At 44.1% G+C, this 26,861-nt stretch carries 20 protein-coding genes; 10 read left to right on the top strand and 10 right to left on the bottom strand.

Features of this window, described 5'->3' with window-relative positions; genetic code table 11:
• Positions 1 to 190: 190 nt before the first annotated feature.
• Positions 191 to 1,771, top strand: coding sequence for an Rne/Rng family ribonuclease (locus tag DWW90_RS08910; RefSeq protein WP_115501303.1), 1,581 nt, complete (start codon positions 191 to 193; stop codon positions 1,769 to 1,771).
• A gap of 155 nt (positions 1,772 to 1,926) precedes the next feature.
• Here the strand turns inward: DWW90_RS08910 and DWW90_RS20760 are convergent, their stop codons facing one another.
• From DWW90_RS20760 to DWW90_RS08880, 5 genes are all read right to left on the bottom strand, one after another.
• Complete coding sequence (locus tag DWW90_RS20760) at positions 1,927 to 2,100, bottom strand: helix-turn-helix domain-containing protein (protein ID WP_122344720.1); 174 nt, start codon at positions 2,098 to 2,100, stop codon at positions 1,927 to 1,929.
• 169 nt (positions 2,101 to 2,269) lie between these two features.
• Entirely contained in the window at positions 2,270 to 2,965 is a 696-nt protein-coding gene (locus DWW90_RS08900; RefSeq protein ID WP_147382412.1) for a hypothetical protein, read from the bottom strand.
• A gap of 71 nt (positions 2,966 to 3,036) precedes the next feature.
• Positions 3,037 to 4,464 carry a RagB/SusD family nutrient uptake outer membrane protein gene (locus tag DWW90_RS08895; protein ID WP_158582834.1) on the bottom strand — a complete coding sequence of 476 codons (1,428 nt, stop codon included), beginning with the start codon at positions 4,462 to 4,464 and terminating at the stop codon, positions 3,037 to 3,039.
• Between the two features lie 20 nt (positions 4,465 to 4,484).
• Positions 4,485 to 7,460, bottom strand: coding sequence for a TonB-dependent receptor (locus DWW90_RS08890; RefSeq protein WP_122344717.1), 2,976 nt, complete (start codon positions 7,458 to 7,460; stop codon positions 4,485 to 4,487).
• A gap of 999 nt (positions 7,461 to 8,459) precedes the next feature.
• Complete coding sequence (locus tag DWW90_RS08880; protein ID WP_122344715.1) at positions 8,460 to 9,653, bottom strand: DUF4861 domain-containing protein; 1,194 nt, start codon at positions 9,651 to 9,653, stop codon at positions 8,460 to 8,462.
• A gap of 250 nt (positions 9,654 to 9,903) precedes the next feature.
• Here DWW90_RS08880 and DWW90_RS08875 point away from each other — a divergent pair, with 250 nt between their 5' ends.
• The 4 genes from DWW90_RS08875 to DWW90_RS08860 all read left to right on the top strand — a co-directional run bounded on the left by DWW90_RS08875 (position 9,904) and on the right by DWW90_RS08860 (position 14,159).
• A complete protein-coding gene (locus tag DWW90_RS08875; RefSeq protein ID WP_115499566.1) occupies positions 9,904 to 10,809 on the top strand; it encodes an electron transfer flavoprotein subunit beta/FixA family protein in 906 nt (301 codons plus the stop codon).
• A gap of 4 nt (positions 10,810 to 10,813) precedes the next feature.
• A complete protein-coding gene (locus tag DWW90_RS08870) occupies positions 10,814 to 11,833 on the top strand; it encodes an electron transfer flavoprotein subunit alpha/FixB family protein (RefSeq protein WP_115499565.1) in 1,020 nt (339 codons plus the stop codon).
• 4 nt (positions 11,834 to 11,837) lie between these two features.
• Positions 11,838 to 13,544 (top strand): acyl-CoA dehydrogenase family protein, encoded by a 1,707-nt coding sequence (locus DWW90_RS08865; protein ID WP_115499564.1) that lies wholly within the window; start codon positions 11,838 to 11,840, stop codon positions 13,542 to 13,544.
• 96 nt (positions 13,545 to 13,640) lie between these two features.
• Positions 13,641 to 14,159 carry a transposase gene (locus DWW90_RS08860; RefSeq protein WP_122344714.1) on the top strand — a complete coding sequence of 173 codons (519 nt, stop codon included), beginning with the start codon at positions 13,641 to 13,643 and terminating at the stop codon, positions 14,157 to 14,159.
• Between the two features lie 38 nt (positions 14,160 to 14,197).
• Here DWW90_RS08860 and DWW90_RS08855 read toward each other — a convergent pair whose 3' ends face one another.
• Together DWW90_RS08855 and DWW90_RS08850 are read right to left on the bottom strand one after the other, a co-directional pair.
• Positions 14,198 to 15,493, bottom strand: coding sequence for an MATE family efflux transporter (locus DWW90_RS08855; protein ID WP_122344736.1), 1,296 nt, complete (start codon positions 15,491 to 15,493; stop codon positions 14,198 to 14,200).
• Between the two features lie 275 nt (positions 15,494 to 15,768).
• On the bottom strand, positions 15,769 to 17,913 hold the full coding sequence (locus tag DWW90_RS08850) for an outer membrane beta-barrel family protein (RefSeq protein WP_122344713.1): 2,145 nt from the start codon (positions 17,911 to 17,913) through the stop codon (positions 15,769 to 15,771).
• Positions 17,914 to 18,065: 152 nt separating this feature from the next.
• Between DWW90_RS08850 and DWW90_RS08845 the strand changes: the two genes are divergently transcribed.
• Together DWW90_RS08845 and DWW90_RS08840 are read left to right on the top strand one after the other, a co-directional pair.
• Entirely contained in the window at positions 18,066 to 19,562 is a 1,497-nt protein-coding gene (locus tag DWW90_RS08845; protein WP_122344712.1) for a cell wall metabolism sensor histidine kinase WalK, read from the top strand.
• Entirely contained in the window at positions 19,552 to 20,244 is a 693-nt protein-coding gene (locus DWW90_RS08840; protein WP_122344711.1) for a response regulator transcription factor, read from the top strand. The genes DWW90_RS08845 and DWW90_RS08840 overlap by 11 nt, the downstream gene beginning before the upstream one ends.
• A gap of 4 nt (positions 20,245 to 20,248) precedes the next feature.
• Here DWW90_RS08840 and DWW90_RS08835 read toward each other — a convergent pair whose 3' ends face one another.
• Positions 20,249 to 21,466, bottom strand: coding sequence for an MFS transporter (locus tag DWW90_RS08835; RefSeq protein ID WP_122344710.1), 1,218 nt, complete (start codon positions 21,464 to 21,466; stop codon positions 20,249 to 20,251).
• A 133-nt stretch (positions 21,467 to 21,599) separates the two neighbouring features.
• Positions 21,600 to 22,103 carry a thiol peroxidase gene (gene tpx, locus DWW90_RS08830; protein WP_122333191.1) on the bottom strand — a complete coding sequence of 168 codons (504 nt, stop codon included), beginning with the start codon at positions 22,101 to 22,103 and terminating at the stop codon, positions 21,600 to 21,602.
• 160 nt (positions 22,104 to 22,263) lie between these two features.
• Here tpx and DWW90_RS08825 point away from each other — a divergent pair, with 160 nt between their 5' ends.
• Genes DWW90_RS08825 through dinB form a run of 3 tightly spaced genes read left to right on the top strand, consistent with a single transcriptional unit; the run spans position 22,264 to position 26,203 of the window.
• Complete coding sequence (locus DWW90_RS08825; protein WP_122333192.1) at positions 22,264 to 23,538, top strand: DNA recombination protein RmuC; 1,275 nt, start codon at positions 22,264 to 22,266, stop codon at positions 23,536 to 23,538.
• A complete protein-coding gene (locus tag DWW90_RS08820; RefSeq protein ID WP_122344709.1) occupies positions 23,535 to 25,118 on the top strand; it encodes a YfcC family protein in 1,584 nt (527 codons plus the stop codon). The genes DWW90_RS08825 and DWW90_RS08820 overlap by 4 nt, the downstream gene beginning before the upstream one ends.
• Positions 25,118 to 26,203, top strand: a complete 1,086-nt coding sequence (gene dinB, locus DWW90_RS08815) for a DNA polymerase IV (RefSeq protein WP_122344708.1) — start codon at positions 25,118 to 25,120, stop codon at positions 26,201 to 26,203. Before DWW90_RS08820 ends, dinB begins: the two co-directional genes overlap by 1 nt.
• A gap of 22 nt (positions 26,204 to 26,225) precedes the next feature.
• On the opposite strand, the gene DWW90_RS08810 is transcribed toward dinB, so the two are convergent.
• Positions 26,226 to 26,615 carry an L-rhamnose mutarotase gene (locus DWW90_RS08810; RefSeq protein WP_122344707.1) on the bottom strand — a complete coding sequence of 130 codons (390 nt, stop codon included), beginning with the start codon at positions 26,613 to 26,615 and terminating at the stop codon, positions 26,226 to 26,228.
• Positions 26,616 to 26,861: the final 246 nt, after the last annotated feature.

Raw genomic sequence — 26,861 nt, 5'->3', positions numbered from 1 at the left:
TGCCTAGCGGAAAGAAAAGAAAAAGACATAAGATGTCTACGCACAAGCGCAAAAAGAGACTAAAGAAGAATAGACACAAAAAGAAATAAGTCTATTTGAGCAACTCTGAAGAACAAACTTAATAAGAGACCTTTTTAAGTTTGTTCTTTGCGTATTTAATAAGGTCTCGTATTTAACACCTCTTTTTATAGTGATTAGTGAATTAGTAGTTGATGTACAACCCAAAGAGGTATCTATAGCCGTACTGGAGGATAAGAACCTTGTGGAGCTCCAAAAGGAAGCCCGCAATGTCTCTTTCGCCGTCGGCGATATATATCTGGGCAAGGTGAAAAAACTGATGCCGGGTTTGAACGCTGCTTTCATTGATGTAGGTTATAAAAAGGATGCATTTCTTCACTACCTGGACTTAGGTCCAAATTTCAACACCCAGCAGAAATTCCTCAAGCAGGCACTGGGAGAACAGAAGGGAGAAAAAAAGCTCCCCGCCATCTCCAAACTGCAGTTGCTTCCCGAAATTGAAAAAGACGGAAGTATCAGTAACGTGCTCAAAGTCGGACAGGAAGTGCTGGTGCAGATCGCCAAAGAGCCGATTTCCACAAAAGGTCCCAGACTGACTTCCGAACTTTCGTTTGCAGGAAGATACATCGTGCTGATACCGTTTGCAGACAAAGTATCGGTCTCCACAAAAATCAAATCGAGCGAAGAGCGTGCCCGTCTACGCCAACTCATTCAAAGTATCAAACCGAAGAATTTCAGCGTAATCGTACGTACCTCTTCGGAAGGAAAGCGCGTTGCCGAACTCGATCATGAATTGAAGACATTGCTGAAACGCTGGGAAGAAAATATCCCTAAAATCACCAAAGTAAAAGCTCCTGCGCTCATTTACGAAGAGACGGCACGAGCAGTGGCTTTGTTACGTGATATTTTCAATCCCTCTTTTCAGAACATTTATGTGAACGATGCGGACATCTATCACAACATCCGTGATTATGTCAGCCTGATTGCACCCGGACGGGAAGAGATCGTACAACGGTACACCGGTGAACTCCCTATCTTTGATAATTTTGCAATCACAAAACAAATCAAGTCTCTGTTCGGACGCACCGTCACATACAAAAGTGGAGCCTATCTTATCATCGAACACACGGAAGCCATGCACGTTATCGACGTGAACAGCGGAAACCGTTCGAAAGGCAGCGATGCCCAGGAAAAAACAGCGATTGACGTGAATGCAGCAGCTGCAGACGAAATTGCCCGTCAATTACGCCTGCGCGATATGGGTGGTATTATTGTAGTCGACTTTATCGATATGGCTGAAGCTGCCAACCGGCAGAAACTGTTCGAACACATGACCAAGGCGATGGCTAACGACCGGGCAAAGCATAACATTTTGCCGTTGAGTAAATTCGGTCTGATGCAGATAACCCGCCAACGTGTTCGTCCGGCAATGGATGTCGATACATCCGAAGCTTGTCCGACCTGTTTCGGCACAGGCACCATCAAACCCTCTATCCTGTTTACCGACAGCCTGGAAGGAAAGATCGACTGTTTAGTGAACAAACACAATGTGAAGAAATTCGCCCTGCACGTACATCCTTATGTTGCAGCATTTATTAAAAGCGGAAGATTTCCGCTCAGTTGGAAATGGAAACTGAAATACTCGATGGGTATTAAAGTAATCCCCAATCAAAGTCTGGGCTTTCTGGAGTACAAATTTATCGACTCCGACAAGAATGAACTGGACATGATGGAAGAGAAAGAAATCAAGTAAATAAAAATCCCCGAAGTTTTCAGAACTTCGGGGATTTTTTGTTTAGAGCTCCTACGGCTATATCACTACAAGTCACCAATATAACCAGACATTATTTTGAAACAATCCGATCACGACATTCTCTTAATAAATCATCATACATATATTAGCTTGTCTCATTGATTATTTGTTTTTGATGTTGCGACCATTTCATAATTGAAGAAATCAAGAAGTTGATTCACCTTGTCAAGGCGCAGCGATTCTTTTCCTTGTTCGAGGTCACGCACAAAACGTATCCCCACACCGGACTTCAACGAAAGTTCTTCTTGTGTTACAAATGTACAGATTATTAATGAAGCACAAACTTCAGCATATCCTTGACCAGCTGATATAAAACAAGGCTCAGAGAAGTATTTAAAAGTTTCTTTCTAACAGCCAGGGTCTGTATCACTACAAACCCTGGCTTCTTTTTGTGTGTCTAATATGTGTAAATACGTGTAAATGTGTTGGGAAAATTCTCTATTGATAGAAAAATTCTAACAGCTTTATCAAGCTGGCTTCCTCTTTCCATTTGATCTTATTTTGTTTTAAGAATGCTTTTAATTTAGTTTTACCGTTATCGCCAAGGGATTTTTCAACTTCTTTCCGGGTAGCTTCTACTATCTTATCTCCAAAGATAAAATAGTATTTCTCAATTAAAGGGAGATCTTTACCTTCTTTCCTCTCCTGTCTCATCCGGGTATAAATCAAATTAGAAACACCGAGTGCCCCAATAGAAACAATCTGGTTTACAGAAGAAGAAGTAGTACTCATACCATAAGCGCCATGTGTATTTTTATTCAATTCATCTAAATCAGCTTTTACTAATTTAACTAAAGCGACACCTTCTTCTGCCTTTATAAAACGGACCAATTCTCCATTCATATAAATAAAAGAAACATCCCCCAATTGAATCATCTCCACATTACGCGGATCAGCTTGCATAACCTTATCGCCCTCCAAATAATGTAATGTGCAATTTTGAAGATGCACATTCAATTTCAAGTGCATTGTCTTTTGTTCTTTGGAGAAATAAACTGTTCCATCCACAAAGTCTTCATACAAATAAGGCCACGTTGTTGTTGGAACATAACCAGACGCCGAAACAGTTTCAAACGTACTCATTCCCCACGACATCGAACAAATCAATAATACTAATCTGATAAACCAATTCATATGCATCAAATATTATCAGATAGGGAATACTTGCTCATTTTCGAAAGAGCAAGTATTCCTCCATCCATTAATTAATAACCATCATTCTGAACCATATTGGGATTAGCATCCATTTCACTCTTCGGAATTGGTAATGCCCAACGGTAACTTGGGAACTCAATATCTTTAGCATCAGCCGCCCCTTGGTAATCGACACGATGTAAAGATGTTCCGGTACGAGCCATGTCATAAACCAAATGCCCTTCGAAAGCAAGTTCTTTACGACGTTCCAACAAAATATTTTCTAATGTTGCTGTTACAGGCGAAGCACCACGATTAGATGTTATCGTCAACAAATCATCGTCAGCAGTTGCCCCTGCAATAGTTGCACCATGAGCCAATGCTTCCGCACGGTTCAAGTACATCTCAGATAAACGAAGTACTACAATATTCGCATATGAAGGACGAGATGCCGGATCTTTTGCCGAATACTTCGTTGTCCAGAAATGGTCTGGTGCATCTTTATGAGATCTAAATAATTTAAGACGGACATCACTTTCTTCATACAAATCACGTAAATCAGCAGTTGATGCCACATCCGCATATCCATCAGGATTAGTCATCCAAGAGATGTCTTCCCAATATTCATTATAATAATTTTTATCACTGCCATACACTTCAAAAATAACTTCTCCACCATCCGAAGCATCTTTTCCCCATACATTTGGCAATTGACTCTCTGTAAACATATTAAACAAACCACTATCTATTACTTTGGTAGCATAATCCGCACTTTTTTGCCATTCTCCCATATACAGATAAACTCTTGAAAGTAATCCCCAAATAGCCGGTTTACTGGCAACAGAATAAGGATCCGCAGCATTGTAACGAGTATATTCGTCATCCATCAAACTTTCTGCCTCTAATAAATCTTTTACAACCTGGTCAAAACCCTCTGCAACAGTATTACGAGCGGGACGGGCATCTTTATCAACAACCAATGTAATAGAGACTCCTAAACCCTGTGGTTCATACGTATAAGGCTGTGCATATGTACGCAACAGATCGAAATAAGATAACGCACGTAAAAACAGAGCTTCCCCCTTAACATTATTCAAATCCTGAGTCGTTACATCTGGAGTTTCCTTTCCATCGATATTATTTATAATATTATTCGCCTGTGCTATAGCAAAATAAGCATAACTCCACAAACCTGATGTATTAGTATCCAAATAGATCCAGCTATATTCATTGATATAACGTCCCGAAGTAAAATCAGTATTTGTCGGATTTTTCGCATTGCCAGCACGTAGCTCACAACTCAATACAAAGCCAGCACCATACCAAGTTCCATCATTCAAAGCACTATAAGCACCTATCATTGCTTTGCTTAAAGACTCATAATCTGCCAGGACAGTCTCCGTATCTAATTCTGTTACAGGAGGCTCTGTTAGGAAACCATCACAAGAAGACATTCCTAACGTCAACAGCAACAAACCATATATCATTAACTTCTTCATATTCATTTCTTTTTTAATTATTAAAATGTTACATCCAAACCAAATACAAACGATTTTGTCATCGGATAAATACCTGATCCCATACCTTTTATACCACGTTCAGGATCAAAATAATCTACATTATGAAATGTATAAACATTCATTCCGCTTGCATATACTTTCAAATTATTCACACCAACTACAGACAACCAGCTCTTTGGCAATGAATAAGACAATGTAATATCTTTGAGTCTAACATAGCTACCATTTTCCAGAAAACGAGTAGAGATACTTGTATACGAACTCGTTGAATTTCCAGCCACCGGTTTGGGATTACAATTTGTATCTCCCGGCTGCTTCCAGTAATTCATAGCACTTGCAGCCTGATTCATAGACATTTGATATCCATCCGAATGCAAATAGCTATTTTCACTAATTAAAATCTTATTTCCAAATTTTCCTTCTAACTGGATATTCAATGTGATACCTTTCCAAGTCACATCCGTATGGAAACCACCCGTTACAGTAGGCTCAGGACTACCTGCTTTGATATAGCGAGCCTGACTAACTTTAGTTGTCAGATCGCCATTCTTGTCCATCCATAAAGCATTACCCGTCTCCGGATCCACTCCTTGGTAATCCCGCAAATAGAATGTAAATAATTTCTCTCCCTTTATGTATTTCAATGCTGAATAATCAGCATCACCAATCATTTCATCACCTGCCAAATCCAGGATTTTACTCTTGTTATGTGAGATATTGATACCAGCATTCCATTGTACATCCTTTGTTTCGATTATATTGGCATCAAACTGGAATTCAACACCTGTATTCCTCAAAGAACCGACATTTTGCATTTGAGACGTGAAACCGGTGGTTCTTGACAACGGACGATCCAGTAACATATCTGTTGTTTTACGAGAATAGAAATCAATACTACCAGAAAAATGTTTCAGGAAATTATAATCAATACCAATATTCCAAGATTTATTCTTTTCCCATGATAAATAATCGTTATTCGAAGAATTTAACAAATAGCCAGCCTCTCCATTGTAAAGAGCTGCTCTATATCTCGCATACTGTTGATAATTATCAATATTATTATTACCATTCACACCATAGCTGGCACGAACTTTCAAAAGGTCGAGCCATTCCATATCTTCCATAAAATGTTCATTGTGCAAGTTCCAAGAAGCACCTACCGAATAGAAAGTACCCCAAATGTTCTCTTTTCCAAAACGTGAACTACCATCCCAACGAATAGAAGCCTGTAAATAATAACGACTCGCATAATTATAATCCAAAATACCAAAGAAGGACATCATCGTGTTTGTCTCTTCCGAATGTTCTGCTGTAGGTGACGGTGCCGTCTGAGGAAAAGGTATACCACCATCGACATTGGATGCATATATATAATCTTGATACCAACTCTGATGTAATGCTTCCTGGCCTACTAAAACGCGGTAACTATGATTTTCTAAAAACGTATTCTCATAAGTTGCAGTATTAGACGTCGTTAACAACCGATACTGATTATTATCCGTCTGTGCAGTAGCTACCCCCCAGTTTGTTTCAGGAGCCCAGTAACGCCGACCTTGAGTAAAATTCATTTCTGCCGCATTTGTTGTTTTCAAGACCAACCCTTTTATCGGAGTCCATTGTAAATAAAGACTTCCATTAAAACGATATTCCTTTTGCCACTGTTGATCGTATTCAGCAGTAGCTCTTGGGTTTGTATAACTATTTTCAGGTATATCCAAACTATGAGATCCATCTTCATTATAAGGCTGTGTCCAAGGCTGAATAGTCATTCCTGCAAAAATAGGATTGGTATAATATAAACTTTGCATGGCAACATCTTCACCATATGTATAACCAGCATTCACGCGAACTCCCGTTTTCAAATACTTATTTAACTCATGATCTACATTCACACGAGCCTGAATCTTTTCAAACTTAATACCATAAAAGATACCTTCATTCTTATGGTAAGAAGCAGAACTAAAATAAGAAGTCTTATTGCTGCCACCTGTAGCAGAAATTTCATAATCTTGCATATGGCCTGTCCGGGTAAAATGATCAATCCAATCTGTCATCGGCTGTTGCAACATACTTTGCGGATAATAGTAAGATCCTCCATTCGGATCATCCGGATTATATCCCGCATTAATAATAGCATCACGACGATAAGTCCATAATTCCTGGCCATTCATAGCACGATAATCCTTATCATTGGCCAAATTGGAAACACCATATTTTGCACGAGCGGTAAAACGGCTTTTACCCTCTTTTCCAGACTTTGTAGTAACCAAAATAACACCGTTCGCAGCACGTGAACCATAAACGGAAGCAGCCGCAGCATCTTTCAAAACAGTGATACTTTCAATATCGTTTGGATTAATTATAGCCAAAGCATTCGATGTATTTGTAAAAGTGCTTTGATTTCCAGACATTACAGCGATACCATCTATTACATACAAAGGCTCATTTCCTGCATTAATAGAACTTATACCACGAATACGAATCTGTGAATCTGCACCCGGCTGACCGGAATTGGAAGTAATCTGAACACCAGCCATCTTACCTGCCAACATCTTATCAAAAGAAGAAGCTGCCAATTCTGAAAGTTCATCACTCGACACAGAAGTTATAGAACCGGTTTTTGCTTCCCGACGAGTTGTACCATAACCAATTACAACAACTTCGTCCAATATCCTATTATCCCCGGCCAATGTTATTGTCATTTGACCAGATTGTATTTTTACCTGCTGACTCACCATTCCGACAAAAGAAATTAACAGAGTCCTTGCAGAACTTGGTAAATTTGTGATTTCAAACTTACCATCCATGTCTGTAACTGTACCAATAGACGTACCTTCTACCAAAATTGTAGCACCAATAATAGGCTCGCCGTCATCCGCAGACTTAACCACACCTGTTACCCGCGAAATCTGAGCCGTCAAAAGACCTATGCTTACCAGTAAGTAGGTCAAGAATAACACTAGCTTTCTTTTCATAAACACATTTTTGTTTAGTTAGACATTCAAACTTTGGCGCAATTTAAGCAAAAATATCATAATTGCAATTTTTATTGACAAAAAATACATACAAAACAATAAAAATATGTTTTAGATCATATTATTCATATTCTTATTGATCTTATTTACTTAAAGCAAATCTCGATTTTAGAATATAAAGTGTAATGAATATACAAATTAAAATACTTAAATGTAAAAATAAGCATCGCAAGAATGGGATTCAATACAATTAAATTTATTAAATAATCAGTTAATCATACATTATATATATATTCAAGATTCGATTTTAAGTGTTCAAACCAACTTACCGAGTTCTGCAAGAACTATGTTACATAAAATATAAAAAGCAAGCTTATACTTTCTCGACTTGACCTTAAATAACCAACCTACCCATAAGCTCCTCCCGAATTAACAAATCGCCAGCTTTTCTGTATTCTGCAAACATACTGATCTAAAAAAATACAATAACCCCCTTTTCGGCCGTTTTTCTATTTCGTCCGAAATCTTGATCCATTTTGAATTGACTTTTTTCATGGTTTTAACCTCCCCGGCTGACAACAAGAGGAATGAGGTGCCGAGGTCGCTCTGAAAAGCCTGCAATTTGATTGGCGGAAAGTAAAAATAACGACAATGTGATAAACCTTAACTCCTGGAGAATCGAATATTTGAAAATAAAACGGACGGCGTCCCAAATATCGCAAGGAAATTCAGGTGCTTTTTTGCCATGAAAACGGTCCTCTTTCCAATTAGGACCGTCATAATCGCCATTACGACCGTCCTAATCTTCGCGAGGTGCCGAGTGCACTACACATTAGCACGGTCGTAATGGCAAAGAGGACGGTCATAATTGGGGAAAACGCTCAAAAAAGAGGGAAAAGTCCCTTTTTGAGGTCAAAAAAACGGATTAACATTTATTTTGTTTCGGATGTCTTGCGAGCCGGAAAAATACGTTTTTTACAATAACCCCTTAGCGAGAGACTACTTAATCCGGACACGGCAAGGCTGTTGCAATTCCTTTTTCCACTTCTGTACAAATGCGAACCAGTCCTCTTTTGTCTTATAACCAAATGTTTCCCTCATGGATGTAAAGGTGATATGATAAGTAAAGGACGATTTTCCCTCCGCCCCTATTATATATAGGTAATTGACGGGGTCTTGCGATTCTCCTTTTATAAGTCCGGACGGCAGGCAAGTAGCGACGCCGACCGTTTCTTTTGCATATTTGACCGTATCGTTCACAGGCCAGTCCCTTCCCCAGCAGGCAATCAAACCCTGATGATCGGAAAAAGAGGTGGAACCTTTTATGTTCAGAACGCCTGTGCTGAATATCTCTTTCTTCAACGGTTCGGCAAAAAAGACCTGCACTTCACAATCCCGATGCCCGGCATACAGGATATAACGGACTGTCATTTGGAGCTCCGAACCCTGATACTGCCAGTCGTTCGAAACAATATCCGTGACAGTACGCACCGGACCATACGCCCGGATCGTCTCCGTCAGGCTGGCAACCGGCTCGATATGGGTGGCCTTCTTACCGTCCCATCCTTTCAATGCGCCGACACCGCAACTGCCGCCCACCAACAACACGTCGTCACCGAAACCGCGTGCCAACTGCTCGTCTGTCGGATAAAACTGGGATTCCTGTATCTCAAAACCTTTATTGAACTTTCCGTAAATATCGACGGTCTGCTTCTTGTCGAAATAAATGCGATAGGCCACTAACTCCGACTCGAAAGCCGGACCGTGATGATGCAGCTGGTTGTAGATATTGCTTGTTCCCGGAATGGTCAGGGAGGTAATCGGGACATGCTTGCCGTTCCTGTCGCTCACCAGCATCTCGGCAAACACACGGGATGGATAAGTCCGGTCCGTCTTCTCGGAAGACAGGACGACTTTAAGCTTTTTTACCGCTCCGGAAGGGACATCCAACACGAAGGCTAATTCATCCGCCTTACGGTCGCCATCGAGGTCATCCAATTGGGAAGGGATTTCCGTTGTCCCGTCCCAGACCGTTGCCGAACGCACCCGAAAAGAGGGATTCATATCGCTCAAGCGGAGCACGACCGGCTCGTCTGCCTTATCGATATTCCATTCATTGGAGACTTCTACGGTGCGGACCAGCTCTTCCGCCTGCGCCTTATATTGGAAGGCGGCAAAAAGAAATCCGGTCATACAAAGCGTGATTAACGGCCTTGTGGTTTTCTGATTAAAATTCATGGTACTGTCTTATTTTATTTTTATTGGTCTACCCGGAAGCAAAAATACAAAAGATATTCTAAAGCATATGCTCAAAAAAACCTAAAGTGTGCAGATTCCGGAAGAAAGTTCTTTGATATAAAGAATGTTTGATTACTTTTGCAGGTCAGTATTTGAAGGTTAATGCGAACAAATATCTGATATAGAAATCTAATATTCCTATAATATGAGTTTAAAAATTATTGTATTAGCGAAACAGGTTCCGGACACACGTAATGTGGGAAAGGATGCGATGAAGGAAGACGGGACAATCAACCGCGCTGCCCTTCCTGCCATCTTCAACCCGGAAGACTTGAACGCGTTAGAACAGGCCCTTCGTTTGAAAGATGCCTATCCGGGAACTACAGTAACCCTGTTGACAATGGGTCCGGGGCGCGCCGCAGAAATTATTCGTGAAGGTTTATATCGTGGAGCAGATAACGGTTATCTGCTGACAGATCGTGCATTTGCCGGCGCAGACACCTTGGCTACGTCTTACGCACTTGCCACAGCGATCAGAAAAATCGGTGACTACGATATCATTATCGGAGGACGTCAGGCTATCGACGGCGACACGGCACAAGTGGGTCCGCAGGTAGCTGAAAAATTAGGACTGACACAGATCACATACGCTGAAGAAATCCTGAATGTAGACGAAAAGAGCCGCCGCATCACGGTAAAACGCCATATCGACGGTGGTGTCGAAACAGTGGAAGGCCCGCTGCCTATCGTGATAACGGTCAACGGTTCGGCTGCCCCATGCCGCCCGCGTAATGCCAAACTGGTGATGAAATACAAACGGGCATTAGGCGCACAGGAGAAAGCTCCGGCACCTGCCTGCCATCCGGAAGGCGTAGCGGCATTAGCTTACCCCGAACTGTATGAGAAACGTCCGTATCTGAACATTCCGGAATGGAGCGTGGCGGATGTAAACGGAGATCTCGAACAATGCGGTCTGTCCGGTTCGCCGACGAAGGTTAAAGCCATTCAGAACATCGTGTTCCAAGCAAAGGAAAGCAAGACGCTGACCGGCTCGGACAAGGATGTGGAAGATTTGATTGTTGAACTGTTAGCTAACCACACTATCGGATAAGAGTATGAATAATGTATTTGTATATTGTGAGCTTGAAGGTACGACGGTTGCCGATGTAAGCCTCGAACTGCTGACCAAAGGTCGCAAGTTAGCGAATCAGTTAAACTGCCAGCTCGAAGCCATTGTTGCAGGTTCCGGCCTGGAAGGGATCGAGAAGCAGGTGATGCCTTACGGCGTCGACAAGTTGCACGTCTTCGATGCACCGGGATTGTTCCCTTACACCTCTCTCCCGCATTCTTCAGTCCTGATCAACCTGTTCAAAGAAGAAAAACCGCAAATCTGCCTGATGGGTGCAACGGTTATCGGTCGCGACTTAGGACCACGTGTTTCATCCGCCCTGACAAGCGGTTTGACGGCAGACTGTACTTCCCTTGAAATCGGTTCGCACGAAGATAAGAGAGCAGGTAAAACGTATGAAAACCTGTTATACCAGATCCGTCCGGCTTTCGGTGGTAACATCGTGGCTACGATCATCAACCCGGAACACCGCCCTCAGATGGCGACTGTCCGCGAAGGTGTGATGAAGAAGGAAATACTGGATGCCAACTACAAAGGCGAAGTGATCAAACACGACGTTGCCAAATATGTTCCGGAAACGGATTATGTAGTGAAAGTCATCGACCGCCACGTGGAAAAGGCAAAACATAACCTGAAGGGAGCTCCGATCGTCATAGCCGGCGGCTACGGAATGGGTTCCAGAGAGGGATTCGACAAATTGTTCGAACTGGCGAAAGAACTTCATGCCGAAGTCGGAGCCAGCCGCGCAGCCGTTGATGCCGGTTACTGCGACCATGACCGCCAGATCGGCCAGACAGGTGTAACGGTCCGTCCGAAACTGTATATCGCTTGCGGTATCTCCGGACAGATCCAGCACATCGCAGGTATGCAGGATGCAGGTATCATCATCTCTATCAACAACGACGAGAACGCTCCGATCAACACGATTGCCGACTATGTTATCAACGGCACGGTTGAAGAAGTGATCCCGAAGATGATTAAGTATTACAAACAGAACAGCAAGTAAAGAGATGGCAAATTATTATACAGACATTCCGGAACTCAAGTATCACTTGAACAATCCGATGATGGAACGTATTTGCGAACTGAAAGAACGCAATTACAGAGATAAAGAAGAGTTCGACTATGCACCGCAAGATTATGCCGATACGTTGGATTCATTCGACAAGGTGCTCGAGATCACCGGCGAAATCACCGGCGAAATCATCGCTCCCAATGCCGAAGGTGTCGACGAAGAAGGCCCTCACTGTGCTAACGGACGTGTGGAATATGCTTCCGGAACGAAGCAGAATCTGGACGCAATGGTCAAAGCCGGCCTGAACGGTATGACGATGCCGCGCCGTTTCGGTGGCTTGAACTTCCCGATCACTCCGTACACCATGTGTGCCGAAATCGTATCTGCTGCAGATGCCGGATTCGGAAACATCTGGTCACTCCAGGACTGTATCGAAACATTATATGAATTCGGTAACGAAGACCAACACAGCCGTTTCATCCCGCGTATCTGTGCCGGAGCGACGATGTCTATGGACCTGACGGAACCGGATGCCGGTTCAGACCTACAGTCCGTGATGCTGAAAGCGACTTTCGACGAGAAAGAAAATTGCTGGCGCCTGAACGGTGTAAAACGTTTCATCACCAATGGCGATGCTGATTTGCACCTGGTACTGGCCCGCTCGGAAGAGGGAACAAAAGACGGACGCGGTTTGTCTATGTTCATCTACGACAAGGAAGAGGGCGGTGTGGATGTTCGCCGTATCGAAAACAAATTGGGTATCCACGGTTCTCCTACTTGCGAATTGGTTTACAAGAATGCGAAAGCCGAACTTTGCGGAAACCGCAAATTAGGTTTGATCAAATATGTGATGGCTCTGATGAACGGCGCCCGTTTGGGTATCGCCGCCCAGTCTGTCGGCCTGAGCCAGGCTGCCTACAACGAAGGGTTAGCTTATGCCAAGGAACGGAAACAGTTCGGCAAGGCAATCATCGAATTTCCGGCTGTCTACGATATGCTGTCTATCATGAAAGCGAAACTGGATGCCGGCCGTGCACTGTTGTATCAGACTTCCCGCTATGTAGACATCTACAAAGCATTAGATGATATCGCACGCGAACGCAAGCTGACTCCGGAAGAACGTCAGGAGCAAAAGAAATATGAGAAGTTGGCAGATGCTTTCACACCGTTGGCAAAGGGTATGAACTCCGAATATGCGAACCAGAATGCATACGACTGTATCCAGATTCACGGTGGTTCCGGTTTCATGTTGGAATATGCTTGTCAGCGTATCTACCGCGATGCCCGTATCACCTCCATTTACGAAGGTACGACACAGTTGCAGACTGTCGCTGCTATCCGTTACGTAACGAACGGTTCTTATCTGGCGACCATCCGCGACTTCGAAGCGATCCCATGTTCTCCGGAAATGGAACCGTTGAAAGCGCGGTTAGTTGAAATGGCCAACAAGTTGGGAGCTTGCATGAATATCGTGAAGGAAGCCCAGAACCAGGAATTGCTGGATTTCGTTGCCCGCCGCCTTATGGAAATGGCAGCCGACTGCATCATGGCCCATCTCCTGATCCAGGACGCAACAAGAGCACCCGAAATGTTCGCCAAATCAGCCGTCGTATATCTGAACTACGTTGAAGCCGAAGTTGAAAAACACAGCAGCTTCATCCACAGTTTCAACGCAGACGAATTAGTAAACTACAGACAATAAGAGCCATTGTCTCCCCCATAAAAAGAGCCGGGTATCACTTTGATATCCGGCTCTTTTATTTATATTTGCATCATCACAACCAAAACAAGAATAACTATGAACAATTACAATCCCGACATCCACCACCGCCACAGCTTCCGCCTGCAAGGATATGACTATTCACAGGAAGGGTTGTATTTCGTTACGATATGCGTACAAAACATGAAATGCATATTCGGAAACATTATCAATGGAGAAATCATATTAAACGAAAATGGGAAAATCATTATATCTTGCTGCAAACAAATCGAACAACAAAATCCCCATATCTTATTTCATATATATTGTATCATGCCCAACCATTTCCATGCCATTATCGAAATCACCAACCCACGTAGGGGCGGTTCGCGAACCGCCCTCCCTACAATAAACAAACCCCTCGGCCGCATCATCGGTGCCTTCAAAACGATATCAACCAAACAAATCAATATCAATAATAACACAATAGGTAATCAAATTTGGCAAAGAAACTATTATGAACATATTATACGAAATGAGATGTCATATAATAATATATATTGGTATATCATGAATAATCCACAGAAATGGGAGTATGATAAATTTTGGAAGGGATGAATATTTACCCAGGAAGAAGGGCGGTTCGCGAACCGCCCCTACAAAGGCCTGCTCATTTGATGCCACAACCCCCATTGCATAATCCCCCGCAAGAACAGATAGGTCAGGAATGCCATCCATAATGCGTGGTTTCCCATTGTGCCGGAAAAAAGGTAATAGATCAGGAAAAAGGTACCGGAGGCTACCAGCATGGAATAGAGCATCAGGCGGGTGGCAGTGGCACCGATCAGGATACCATCCCAAAGAAAGGCTGCAAAACCGGCAAGCGGAACGGCCAACACCCAATAGAAATAAGTTCCGGCTTCCTGAATGACGGCAGAATCGTTGGTCAGGAGTGACAGGAAACCTTTTCCCCCTACTCCGTAAAGCAGGGTAAAGAAGAGAGACAGACCGATTCCCCAGCCAAACAGCAGATGAATCATCCGGTTGAGCGCACTTTGGTTTCGGGCGCCGATATAACGTCCCGCCAACGCTTCGCCGGCATAGGCGAATCCGTCCATTATATAAGAGAACAATGTAAACAGCTGCATCAGCAATGTATTGACCGCCAAAACCGTATCACCCTGACGGGCTCCCGTAGAGGTAAAGAAAGTCGTAACGGCCACCAGACAGAGCGTCCGGAAGAAGATATCGCTGTTTACCTGGAAAAAGCGGCGCATGGCAACCTTATCCACAATCTCCTGCCAGCCGACACGCCCTTTCAGCCGCTTCCGATAGTAAACAAGCCACAGAAAGACAGCCATCAGAAACCCGCCATACTGCGCAATCAGTGTTCCCGTGGCAACCCCTTCCACCTTCATTCCAAAGACAAACACAAAGATCAGGCTTGCCACGATATTGACAATATTCTGCGTAATTGCAATAAACATCGGAAAACGGGAATTCTGCATCCCGATAAACCAACCGGAAAAGCCATATAATCCCAATACGGCCGGTGCTCCCCAGATGCAAATACGGAAATAAAGCGTAGCCAACTGCTCCACCTCAGCAGTCGTATCGAGCAAGGCAAAAGCTATTTTCCGTATCGGATACTGCAGCAGAAGCAATGCCAGCGAAATGAAAAGCCCAACTCCCACCGACCGCAACAACACCCGTGTCACCTCCGGCAAATCCCGTCTTCCCAGAGCCTGTGAAGTCATTCCACTCGTCCCCATACGCAGAAATCCAAACAGCCAGTAAATAATATTGAACAACATCCCCCCTACCGCAATCGCCCCTATATAAGAAGCCGCCCCCAGATGCCCGACAATCGCCACATCGACCAGCCCCAATAAGGGTACGGTTATATTGGAAACAATAGAAGGGAGCGCTAATTGAAGGATTTTTTTATTCATAATTATTGCATATACAATAAGCTTATTCTTAAATTTGTAGGCAAAGTTACAGAATACTTTCATAGATAACATGATTACGCAGCAATGTTTCAATCAAAGACAAGGTGCGAACCCTAAGTGGTTGTAAAAACGTTAGATGTTCGCATTCCCTACTAATCAGATATTTACGTATTTGCTTAGAGAATATGAACATCTATTATTTTTCATCAGCCCTACCAGTCCGCTGCCAATAATAAACAAACTAAAAATCGCGACCAGCTTGCAATTCCAATATATCAGATACCCGTTCCAAAACGCGAAGTGTCCACCTCTTTTGCTTTTTTCTCTTTGTAGCCACCGAAACTATAGCGCAATGTAAATGTTACATTCCGGCTGTCCTGCCAGAGTTTCATCCGGCTTTTCTGTCCCTGTTCATCCACGTGGGTGACAGGATTGCTGCCCTCGAACAAATCATTGCCCCGGACCGTCAGACGCATCTTCTTTTTAGCGAACGTCCAGGTCAGACCGGCCGAGACGTTATAAATCAAGTCGACATCATACAAACCTTGGATAACCGGAGAGATACAATAGCCCCGCAGATCCAACGACAAGTTACGGTCTTTGGTCAGATAGAACGTATTGTTCAGTTCAGCCCGGCCAAACAGTTTTTTACGATCGAAAGAGACATCATAAAGCGTCCCTTTGTTATGAATGGTACAACCCATCAACGTCAGCCTGGAACTCATAAAATCAAAAGGCCTGAAAGGGATGACGGCTACGGCTCCGTACATATTGTAGATATCCATATTCACCGTCTGGAATACGGAGCGCAACTCATCGTGGCGCTGGTAGGTCATCTGCTGTATTTTATCGGGCTGGATATTGGCAAACAGGCCGAATACATACTTGCTCTTCAGGATATAATTCAGTTGCATCGAATAAGAAAGTTGCGGCTTCAAATCCGGGTTTCCGATAATAGAACTATAAATATTCATATAATAGGTATTGGGAGTAGTCATCCAATAAGAAGGGTAGGATTTATCACTCGAAAAGGAAAACATCAGCATACCGGACGGGGCTACTTTGTAAGTAAAGTTCAATTGAGGGAAAAGGCTGCCCCTGTTCCATAATGTCTTTTTCTTGCCCGCCGAATCGACGGATGCCTTATAATATTGCAAGGAGACGGATGCATCCAATGAAATCTTTTTCCCGAACTGTTTCGTAAAACCGGCAAAAGCCCCCACGGAATAGTCTTTTTGTTTAAGGCGGAAAGTCCCTTCAGGAGCTTCTTCGTCATTGATCGACTGGCCGGACTCGTTACGGGTATCGGAAAGAGAAGCCTCCACTCCGTAATTCAACATCCATCCTTTTTCCAACTTACGGCTGTCATTCAGATAAAGATTTGCGCGTTGTACCTGCTGGGAAGACAGAGTCGAGATTGTCTGTTTTTCCTCTTTTTCAAAGTCATTCACCAAGTGTTGCTTGTCGTCATTCTTATAAAAAGTATAATCCATCCCGGCACTGAACCCTTTGTGGCTGACATAATCCACCCGGGCATTATGCAGATTGGAAGCTCCGGACAATTCCAACTCCGTCTCTACCCGCTGGATACCGACAAACTCGGTTAACGCGCCTCTTCTCGATATTTTATCCGGATCGTAAAAACGGCCGGTATAGGAAAGTGACAGCCGGTCTTTGTTCTTCAAATCGAAATCGAAAGCGCCCCGTATATTGTGGGAAAGGCTTACAAAATTATACCAGTCATCCTGCCTGATATCGTACGGCCGGCCGTTTACAGTCGGTTGGGCAGTCATTTCCTCTTCCTGGCGTCCATGATTATAAGAAGCCGAATAAGAGATATCCGCCGAATAGTTTTTCCCAACATACGAAAGGTTTGCCTGGCCGGACGGAGAAAAGAAATAGCCTTGTTTACCCGTCAAAGAGATTTCCCCTTTCAGCACGTCTTTTAAAGATTTGTCATTTTCTATCACGACATTAATGGAAGCCCCTTTTACGCCAAACCGGGGAGGCGTGCTATACATCACATCTATTTGTTTTACTTTGGATGAAGAGGTTGATTTCAATAAATCGGCTAATTGCTCCGCAGTCATCGAACTTTTCCGTCCGTTGATCAGGATCGAAGTCGAAGGGGTTCCAATAATCGACACCTTATCTCCTTCTTTTTGTATGCCTGGCAGCTCGCCAATCACATCAAAGGCGTTATCGACCGGCTTATCTTTTACCAGGTTCGGAATGTCGTACTGCAATTTACCTTCCGACACCTTTACTAATGGCCGCTCGGCTTTCACAAACACCTCCGGCAGGTCTACCGTTATACTGTCATTCACCAGGATATGTTTCTTTTCAGTTGCGTTCTGTCCCCATACAGGTGCCTGGCCTACCAGGAAAGCGATCCACAAATAATAATAGAAGTGTTTCATCGTATTCTTTTTTCTTGTAAAGGTTGTATACGGAAACGAGAGTTCCAAACTTTGCCTTTCTTTCGTAAGACTATATAACATCGTCCGGTCCGAATGTTATTTAGTCTTACCAAATGAGCCGGATCAGATAAACTTTCCCTACATTTGTTTATATGAAATCTTCGTTCAAATATGTAGTCATACTGGTCATTCTTTCCTTGTCCGGCATTTTCATCTACCAGCTGTTCTGGCTAACCGGCCTCTATCATTCCCGGCAGGCCCAGAACCGGGAAGATATCCGGATGGCTATCAAAAACGCAGACCATATCGAACTGTTCGACCGGGCAGACTTCCTTAGCAAGGCATTACATAAACAGCGGGAGACTTCAGCCATTGCCGATACGGAAGGCGGTGTCGCTATCAGCACCAGCTTTCCGGATAAAGACTCGGTCATCTCCGAACGGAGCATTTTACCGCTCGACACAAACATATACAATCCCAGCTACAACAGTAAGACACTCAGCAAAGAAGCGGGAGAAATGCTTAAAAGCACGGCCGTAAAAGTAGGGGATGATTTCAGTTCACTGGGAGAATTGGGGCTACAGATGCAACGTGCCCTGCACGAAACAATCGACACGATCAAACCGATCAGCCTTGCCAGGTTCGACAGTATTCTTTCCTCCCATTTGCAAAAGAGCGAACTGGACATTCATCATTATACCGAAATATGGAACCTGGAGGACAGTTCCATCATATCCTCATCCGTTCCTGCCAACCTGGACCGGACAAAATATGAACTATATAAATGGGATTACACGACTTACCACAAAAGGGCTTACTTCGTATATACCGAACCGACAAAATGGGAAACGGTCCGGATGATGTCAGGCATCCTGTTTTCGTCTTTCCTGATCCTTCTGATCCTGACTCTTTCTTTTGCATATATGCTCTGGTTCCTTATCCATCAGAAAACAGTGGAACAACTGAAAGATGATTTTACACACAATGTCACGCATGAACTAAAGACTCCGATCGCCATTACGTATGCGGCAGTCGAAGCCATGATCCATTACAACATAACCGGCAATAAGGAAAAAACGAACAAGTATCTGCATGTCTGCCATGAGGAACTGCAACGCCTCGGAAACATGGTCGAACAGATTCTTTCCCTCAGCCTGGAACGGAAAAAGGTGTTTAAACTCAAATTCGAACGGATCGACCTGAACGAACTGACCGGAAAGATTGTCGAACAGCAGACCATCAAATCTTCCAAAGCGTTTCACGTCTGCCGGAAATTTACTCCGGACACGATCTGCCTCGAAGCAGACCGCACCCACCTTTACAACATCCTTAGCAATATACTGGATAATGCGATCAAGTATTCCGGAGACGATCCGCAAATATCGATAACGGCAGAAGAAACAGATGGAGTTATCTCAATATGCATAACAGACAATGGAATCGGGATAGCCGAAGAACATCTGTCGCACATCTTCGACAAGTTCTACCGGATCCCGAATGAGAACAGGGCTCCGGTTAAAGGATACGGAATCGGATTGTTCTACGTCAAAACCATGATACAAAAGCACAGCGGGACAATCCGGGTTGAAAGCCATCCCGGCGAAGGAAGCAGTTTTATCATCACATTACCCCAGACACATGAAAGATAAAAAGTCAATATTGGTAGTAGAAGACGAAGTAACCCTCTCCATGATCATCAAGGATGCGTTGGAGGAAGAGGGATACCAGGTTATAACAGCCTGTAACGGCCTGCAGGGAATCGACTGTTTCTACAAACAACATCCCGACCTGATCATAGCCGATGTCATGATGCCGGAAATAGACGGATTTGAAATGATCCGGCGAATACGAAAAGAAGACAAAGAGGTCCCGGTGCTCTTTCTCAGCGCCCGTTCCTCCACCGACGACATTGTCTCGGGCTTCGAGTTGGGTGCAAACGATTACGTACGCAAGCCTTTCAGTCTGCGCGAGTTAGTGGTACGGGCCAAAGCTCTCCTTATCAAAAGCAAGACGGAAGAAGAAAAAGCCGGATTTTATGAGATCGGCCTTTACACCTTCTATCCTAAAACCCAGACACTGCTGATAGCCGGTGAAAGTGATACACTGTCCTTTAAAGAATCCGAGATACTGAAACGTTTATGCGAAAGCGAAAACCAGCCGATTTACAGCAAAGACATCCTGCTAAACCTGTGGGGAGACGACAGTTTTTACAATGCGCGCAGCCTGCACGTATTTATCACCAAGCTGCGCCACAAATTAGAGAAAGACCCTCACATCAAGATTCTGAATGTGAGAGGTATCGGATACAAACTGATCAACGAACAGCTTTAAAAGATTATTTCCGGAAACTACGTCTCAAATCGTTGATCGAAGGCACAAAGAACGACACAACTCCAATCAGCCCGACTAAAACCCCGCCGATCATAAACGTATTGCCGATACCGATCGTATCGGCAAGAAAGCCGGTACTCAACAACCCGATCATGGAAGGGAGCATATTCACACTCATATAAAAAGAGAATACACGTCCCATCACTGCCGGATCGATACGGGTCTGGACCACTGTCGTAAAGGAAGCCATATAAAGAGAACCGGAAACCCCTCCTACTGCCGTTAGTATGACAAACAGCGGATATCCTGAAACAGGCAGAATTCCAGATAAAAGAAACGTAAACCCCAACAGGATATACATCCAGTTAATCAGGGAAATCTCATTCAAATGAAACTTCTTCATCCCCAGGAAAGTACCTCCCATCAATGCCCCGATCCCCCAGGCAACCTCAACAAGGCTGATCTGGTAGGCATTCCCCGAATAATGGTTAAGTGTCATCAGCGGATACAACACGCTCACCGGCATAATGAAGAATGTACCCAAAATAGAAAGGGCGAACAACCACGACAACCCGTTTTGGCGGCGTACCTCCGTGAAAGCCTCTTTCGCCTCTTTCAGCAACCGGACCCTTTGATTCCTCTCCGCATTTTCAAGATCGGGGATCGTCACAAACAATAACGACGTACAGGCTAATGCCGCCCCGATCACATCCATCATCAGAATATTCGTCATCTTCATAAAAGAGATGAAAAGAGCTGCTAAAGCCGGTCCGGCAATATTACAGACAGACTGGATGATCTGATTGATACCGGCAATCCGGATCAGTTCGGATTTGGGAGCCAGCAAAGGGACGGAGGCTTGCATGGCCGGCATATGGAAAGCCGAACCGACCGACCGCAATGCCAGCAAAAGATAAACATGACCGAGCTTTGCAATATCCAGATAGAACAACACTGCCAGGAGCATCGTACAAAACGCAATAAAACTATCGGCCAGAATCATCACCAATTTCCTTTTCCAACGGTCCACAAAAATGCCAGTAAACAGCCCCAATATAGATTGAGGAAGCATAGCCGCAATAGTGGCTAAAGCCAAGACTTCAGCCGACTTTGTTTCAAAACTAAGCCATAAGACAATTGCAAAATTGACGATCGAGCTGGTCAGGATAGAGAAAAACTGCCCGGTCCATATAATAGCGAATACTTTTTTCCAGTTATTCATAATCGGTGCAAGTATACAAAGAAAATCCGAGATGGCAAACTGTACTAAAAAAACGAAGGTCGCGGGATTCACATCCGACGACCTCCTACACTAACCCTTAACTTTAACCAATGAAAAACAATAATCTACTTAATTAGTTTTTTAGCGAAGCGATTGCGGCTTCGTAATTCGGCTCGTTCGTTATTTCGGAAACCAGTTCCTCATAAACAATCTTACCTGCTTCGTCGACTACTATCACGCCACGGGCTAATAAACCTTTCAGCGGACCGTCAACCATCAGCATCCCGTACCCATCTTCAAAACAAGAACAACGGAATGCAGAAAGCGGAATCACTTTATCAATACCTTCCGTGGTACAGAAACGTCCTTGTGCAAAAGGTAAATCCTTTGAAACGGCAAGCACCACAGTATTCGGAAGAGAAGCGGCTTCTTTATTGAAACGTCTTACCGAAGCGGCACACACAGCTGTGTCTAAACTCGGAAATACGTTAATTACAACTTTCTTACCTTTTAACTCTTTCAGATGCAATTCTGATAAATCACTTTTCACACCTTTAAAATCAGGAGCCTCTGCTCCAACTGCGGGCAATGAACCGTTCGTATTTACGCCATTACCTTTAAATGTTATTTTTGCCATCTTTTATTGTATTTTATGTGCTACATCAAAAGCGGCTTACAAATATAAGCTGCTTTGTATAACTTAAACAAAGGTTTCAGAAGAATGTTTCTTTTTTTAACTCTTTTTAATTACTATACACGATAACTCTTTTTCTATCTTTGAGCCAAAATAGAAAAACATGAATTGGTTGATTATTTGCTTACTTGTCATTATCATTGCCTTACAACTTATCTTCCGCCTCCGGAAAGAGCATTCGGACACTGCAGACGAACTAAAACGGTTGTTGGACGAAATGCAACGTTCTTTCGAGCGCATCGAAAAAAACTTTCGGGAAGACTTTCGCCTTAACCGTGAAGAAAGCCGTATTGTCGCCCGTGATAACCGAGAAGAACTCACACATTCCATGAGTGAATTCAGAGAAACTTTCGAACGGGGTATTGCTTCCTTTAACAACCTGCAACGGGAAAAATTTGCCAACCTGGACGAACAGCAGCGTTTATTGGTCGCCAACACGGAAAAAAGACTAGAAGAAATCCGTGTCACAGTAGATGAGAAACTGCAAAAGACGCTGAACGACCGGATCGGTCAATCTTTCCGCCTTGTCACCGAACAGCTGGAAAGCGTGCAGAAGGGACTTGGAGAAATGCAAACGCTGGCACAGGATGTCGGCGGCTTAAAACGTGTCCTCAGCAATGTAAAGACGCGCGGCAACATCGGAGAGATTCAGCTTAGCATGCTCCTCGAACAACTATTGGCGCCGGAACAATACGAAGCCAATGTGCATACCCGTAAAGGTTCGGATGCCGTTGTCGAGTTTGCCGTCAAGTTGCCGGGACGCGACGATGTACGCGAATATGTGTATCTGCCGATAGATGCCAAATTTCCGAAAGACGTTTACGAACAACTTTTAGACGCCTATGACCAGGCCGACACCCAAGCCATAGAAGCTGCGGGAAAATTACTGGAAACAACCATCAAGAAGATGGCAAAAGATATTTCCGACAAATACCTGGCACCTCCGGCAACAACCGATTTCGGAATCATGTTCCTTCCGTTCGAAGGAATCTATGCGGAAGTCGTGCGCCGTTCCTCCCTGCTGGAAGAACTGCAACGGAACTACAAAGTGGTGGTAACCGGCCCGACGACGCTTGCCGCCATCCTGAACAGCCTGCAAATGGGATTCCGTACCCTTGCCATCCAGAAACATTCCGGTGAAGTATGGACAATCCTGGGAGCTGTCAAGAAAGAGTTCGAGAAAGTCGGCGGTATGCTGGAAAAGGCACAAAAGAACCTGCAAACAGCCAGCGGACAAATAGAAGAAGTATTGGGGACCCGTACCCGTGCAATCCAACGCAAGCTGAAAGACGTGGATACGCTCAGTGACAGGGAAGCACGTGCCGTCCTTCCCGAGATCGGATCATTAACAGACGAAGAAGACGAAAACAGCTTATGAAAAAGAGACAAATTCCACATACATACGTTATTATATTCTACATCATCCTGTTCTGTGCAGTCCTCACTTGGGTAATTCCAGGCGGACAATACAAGGAAAGCATCAATGCAGCCGGAGAGAAAACGGTTGTTTACGAAGCAGTAAAACATATCCCGCAAACTTGGCAAGTGTTCTCTGCCTTCTATAAAGGATTTGTCGAGAGGGCGGACATCATCGTCTTTATCCTGATCATCGGAGGGGCTTTCTGGATTGTCAACGACAGCAAGGCTTTCGATATCGGTACAGTCAGTTTCCTGCGCCGCGCCCGAAAAATGGAGAATAACCGGTTATTGCGCAAGATTGGAGTCGAAAACTTCTTATTGACGTCCATCATGTTATTGTTCAGCATTTTCGGAGCTGTATTTGGCATGAGCGAAGAAACGATTGCATTTTGCCTGGTTCTTGTTCCGATGGCAATTTCGATGGGATATGATTCTATTACCGGAGTCTGCATGGTCTTTGTCGCTGCCGGGTTAGGATTTGCCGGTGCCATACTAAACCCATTTACAATCGGTATCGCACAAGGGCTGGCCGGTATTCCGCTTTTCTCGGGAATCGAATACCGGATATTCTGTTGGATAGTCATCAATGCTATCGGTTTCACCTGGATACTCCGATATGCCGCTAAAGTTAAAAAAGACCCGCAGTCCTCACCGGTGTACGAAGAGGATAAATATTGGAGAGATCTGCACAGCAACAATTCATTGGATGTAGTCTATCATACACCGCGAGCAGCCTGGATATGCTTTGGAATATTGACTGCCGTACAAATCGTCTTTGCCGCTTTATACCCGACTACGACTTTGCAGATCGGGAACAGTCTGATCAAAGGGCTTCCTCTCCTGCCTGTCTTAACAGTCGCTTTCATCCTGACTTCCGTATTTGCCTTACGCAAAACAGTTCATTTATATATTCTGAACCTATTGTTCTTCACAATCTTTTATCTGATAACCGGGGTTATGGGATATGGCTGGTATATCATGGAGATTGCAACACTGTTCTTTGCACTCGGGCTGGCGGCCGGCATTGCTAACAACCGGACACCGAATGAGCTGGTCAAGCTTTTTCTGGACGGATGCAAAGATATTATGAGTGCTGCATTGGTTGTCGGTCTGGCAGGAGGTATTATTGTTATCTTGAAAGACGGCCTTGTCATCGATACGATCCTTTACAGCTTGGCAAAAGGGATGGAAGGACTCGGACAGGTGGCAACTGTCGGCATGATGTATGTTATTCAGACATTGATCAACCTGGTCATTCCGTCGGGAAGTGCCAAAGCAGCACTGACCATGCCTATAATGGCTCCCTTCTCTGACCTGATCGGATTATCCAAGCAGGCGACAGTCATGGCTTTCCAGTTCGGAGACGGATTTACCAATCTGATAACCCCTACTTCGGGAGTACTGATTGCCGTGCTGGGAGTAAGCCGCATCCCCTATGACAAATGGTTCCGGTGGGCTTGGAAGTTTATTCTGCTTTTAGTGGTAGTCGGATTCATATTATTAATTCCGACAGTCTTAATTCCGATGAACGGATTTTAATGGAGCGCAAGATCATACATATCGATATGGATGCATTCTACGCATCCGTCGAACAGCGGGATAATCCGGAACTTCGCGGTATTCCACTGGCTGTCGGGCACGCCGAGGAGCGTGGTGTTGTGGCTGCAGCAAGCTATGAAGCACGGAAATTCGGAGTACGTTCCGCCATGTCTTCACAAAAGGCAAAAAGGTTATGCCCGCAACTCACGTTTGTACCCGGACGTATGGATGTCTACAAAGCCGTATCCCGGCAGATACATGAGATATTCCATGAATATACGGATATTATCGAACCGCTTTCGCTGGATGAAGCCTTTCTGGACGTAACGGAAAACAAGCAAAATATCCCGCTTGCCGTCGATATAGCCAAAGCTATCAAACGGAAAATCAGGGAAGAGCTGAACCTGGTTGCTTCAGCGGGTATTTCCTATAATAAGTTTCTTGCCAAAATAGCGTCGGACTACCGCAAGCCGGACGGCCTTTGCACCATACACCCGACACAAGCCGAGGAATTTATCAAACATCTCCCGATCGAATCATTCTGGGGAATCGGTCCGGTTACGGCCCAAAAGATGCATACATTAGGCATTCACAATGGCGAACAGTTACGAGCCTGTTCGCAGGAAATGCTCACCCGGCAATTCGGAAAGGCCGGAATCTTATACTATGAATTTTCGAGAGGAATCGACTTGCGCCCAGTCGAAGCTGTCCGTGTACGCAAATCCGTCGGATGCGAACATACGCTGGATAAAGATATCTCCCGGCAGTCATCCGTCATAATCGAGTTGTACCACGTTGCCACCGAACTGATCGGCCGCCTGGAGCGAACCGGCTTCAAAGGAAACACCCTAACGCTAAAAATCAAATTCCACGATTTCAGCCAGAAAACCAGAAGCATCACTCAAAGCCATGAACTGACAACACTAACCGAAATATTACCTTTAGCCAAAGAACTACTGAAAGATATCGAATACGACACTCATCCGATCCGGTTAATCGGGCTCTCCATCTCCAACCCCTACGAGAAAAACGAGGAAAAGGCCCGCTGGGAACAGTTGAGTTTTGAGTTCAGCGATTGGGAATAACTATGCCATGTTCAAAGTCCCTTTATGGATATAAATAAAAGATCCGTTCCATCAACGTCCATTTTTCCGCCGAAGAGGCATTCGGCAATGTTTTCTGGAAACGGGCAACAAAATTCTCCCATTCGGCCTGACGCGGCAATGTGTTTAACTTTGCCATAGCCGAATCCCAATCAAAATCGAGTGGAGTCTCAACAATCATAAACAAACGGGAACCCAACAGATAAATTTCCATTTCCAGGATACCGACAGCCCGAATGCCATCTCTTATCTCCGACCAGGACTTCGCCTCACTATGCCACTGGACATACTCGTCGATCAACTCCGGATTATCCTTCAACTCCAACGTCTGGCAATATCTTTTCACAGGCCCGCTATATTCTTTAACCCTGTAACCGCATTTTGTTTCTTCCATTTCTCATTTATTAGTGCCAATTTGATTAACAAAGTTACACAATCATTCTTATAGCCCAGATATATTATCTGTCTAAAATCGTATTTTATCGACTTTAGACAGATACTTCAATAAAGAACGCAATGGATAATAATAGCCGGCAGTCTGCATGAGTCTAATTACAAACTCACAGAATATAGCAAAATAGTTATGTTTTTATTTGGCAATTTATAGCAGATACGCTATATTTGTATCGTCTTAATAAAC

The organism is Parabacteroides sp. AF17-28, from assembly GCF_003479205.1.
In the GTDB taxonomy this organism is placed as follows: domain Bacteria; phylum Bacteroidota; class Bacteroidia; order Bacteroidales; family Tannerellaceae; genus Parabacteroides; species Parabacteroides acidifaciens.
This window is presented reverse-complemented; position numbering and strand designations above follow the sequence as displayed.

What these genes read in the sequence shown, in the direction of transcription:
- DWW90_RS08900 (WP_147382412.1), bottom strand. Translation starts at nt 2,965, where the DNA reads ATGAATTGGTTTATCAGATTAGTATTATTGATTTGTTCGATGTCGTGG.
- DWW90_RS08895 (WP_158582834.1), bottom strand. Translation starts at nt 4,464, where the DNA reads ATGAAGAAGTTAATGATATATGGTTTGTTGCTGTTGACGTTAGGAATG.
- DWW90_RS08890 (WP_122344717.1), bottom strand. Translation starts at nt 7,460, where the DNA reads ATGAAAAGAAAGCTAGTGTTATTCTTGACCTACTTACTGGTAAGCATA.
- DWW90_RS08880 (WP_122344715.1), bottom strand. Translation starts at nt 9,653, where the DNA reads ATGACCGGATTTCTTTTTGCCGCCTTCCAATATAAGGCGCAGGCGGAA.
- DWW90_RS08875 (WP_115499566.1), top strand. Translation starts at nt 9,904, where the DNA reads ATGAGTTTAAAAATTATTGTATTAGCGAAACAGGTTCCGGACACACGT.
- DWW90_RS08870 (WP_115499565.1), top strand. Translation starts at nt 10,814, where the DNA reads ATGAATAATGTATTTGTATATTGTGAGCTTGAAGGTACGACGGTTGCC.
- DWW90_RS08865 (WP_115499564.1), top strand. Translation starts at nt 11,838, where the DNA reads ATGGCAAATTATTATACAGACATTCCGGAACTCAAGTATCACTTGAAC.
- DWW90_RS08860 (WP_122344714.1), top strand. Translation starts at nt 13,641, where the DNA reads ATGAACAATTACAATCCCGACATCCACCACCGCCACAGCTTCCGCCTG.
- DWW90_RS08855 (WP_122344736.1), bottom strand. Translation starts at nt 15,493, where the DNA reads ATGAATAAAAAAATCCTTCAATTAGCGCTCCCTTCTATTGTTTCCAAT.
- DWW90_RS08850 (WP_122344713.1), bottom strand. Translation starts at nt 17,913, where the DNA reads ATGAAACACTTCTATTATTATTTGTGGATCGCTTTCCTGGTAGGCCAG.
- DWW90_RS08845 (WP_122344712.1), top strand. Translation starts at nt 18,066, where the DNA reads ATGAAATCTTCGTTCAAATATGTAGTCATACTGGTCATTCTTTCCTTG.
- DWW90_RS08840 (WP_122344711.1), top strand. Translation starts at nt 19,552, where the DNA reads ATGAAAGATAAAAAGTCAATATTGGTAGTAGAAGACGAAGTAACCCTC.
- DWW90_RS08835 (WP_122344710.1), bottom strand. Translation starts at nt 21,466, where the DNA reads ATGAATAACTGGAAAAAAGTATTCGCTATTATATGGACCGGGCAGTTT.
- tpx (WP_122333191.1), bottom strand. Translation starts at nt 22,103, where the DNA reads ATGGCAAAAATAACATTTAAAGGTAATGGCGTAAATACGAACGGTTCA.
- DWW90_RS08825 (WP_122333192.1), top strand. Translation starts at nt 22,264, where the DNA reads ATGAATTGGTTGATTATTTGCTTACTTGTCATTATCATTGCCTTACAA.
- DWW90_RS08820 (WP_122344709.1), top strand. Translation starts at nt 23,535, where the DNA reads ATGAAAAAGAGACAAATTCCACATACATACGTTATTATATTCTACATC.
- dinB (WP_122344708.1), top strand. Translation starts at nt 25,118, where the DNA reads ATGGAGCGCAAGATCATACATATCGATATGGATGCATTCTACGCATCC.
- DWW90_RS08810 (WP_122344707.1), bottom strand. Translation starts at nt 26,615, where the DNA reads ATGGAAGAAACAAAATGCGGTTACAGGGTTAAAGAATATAGCGGGCCT.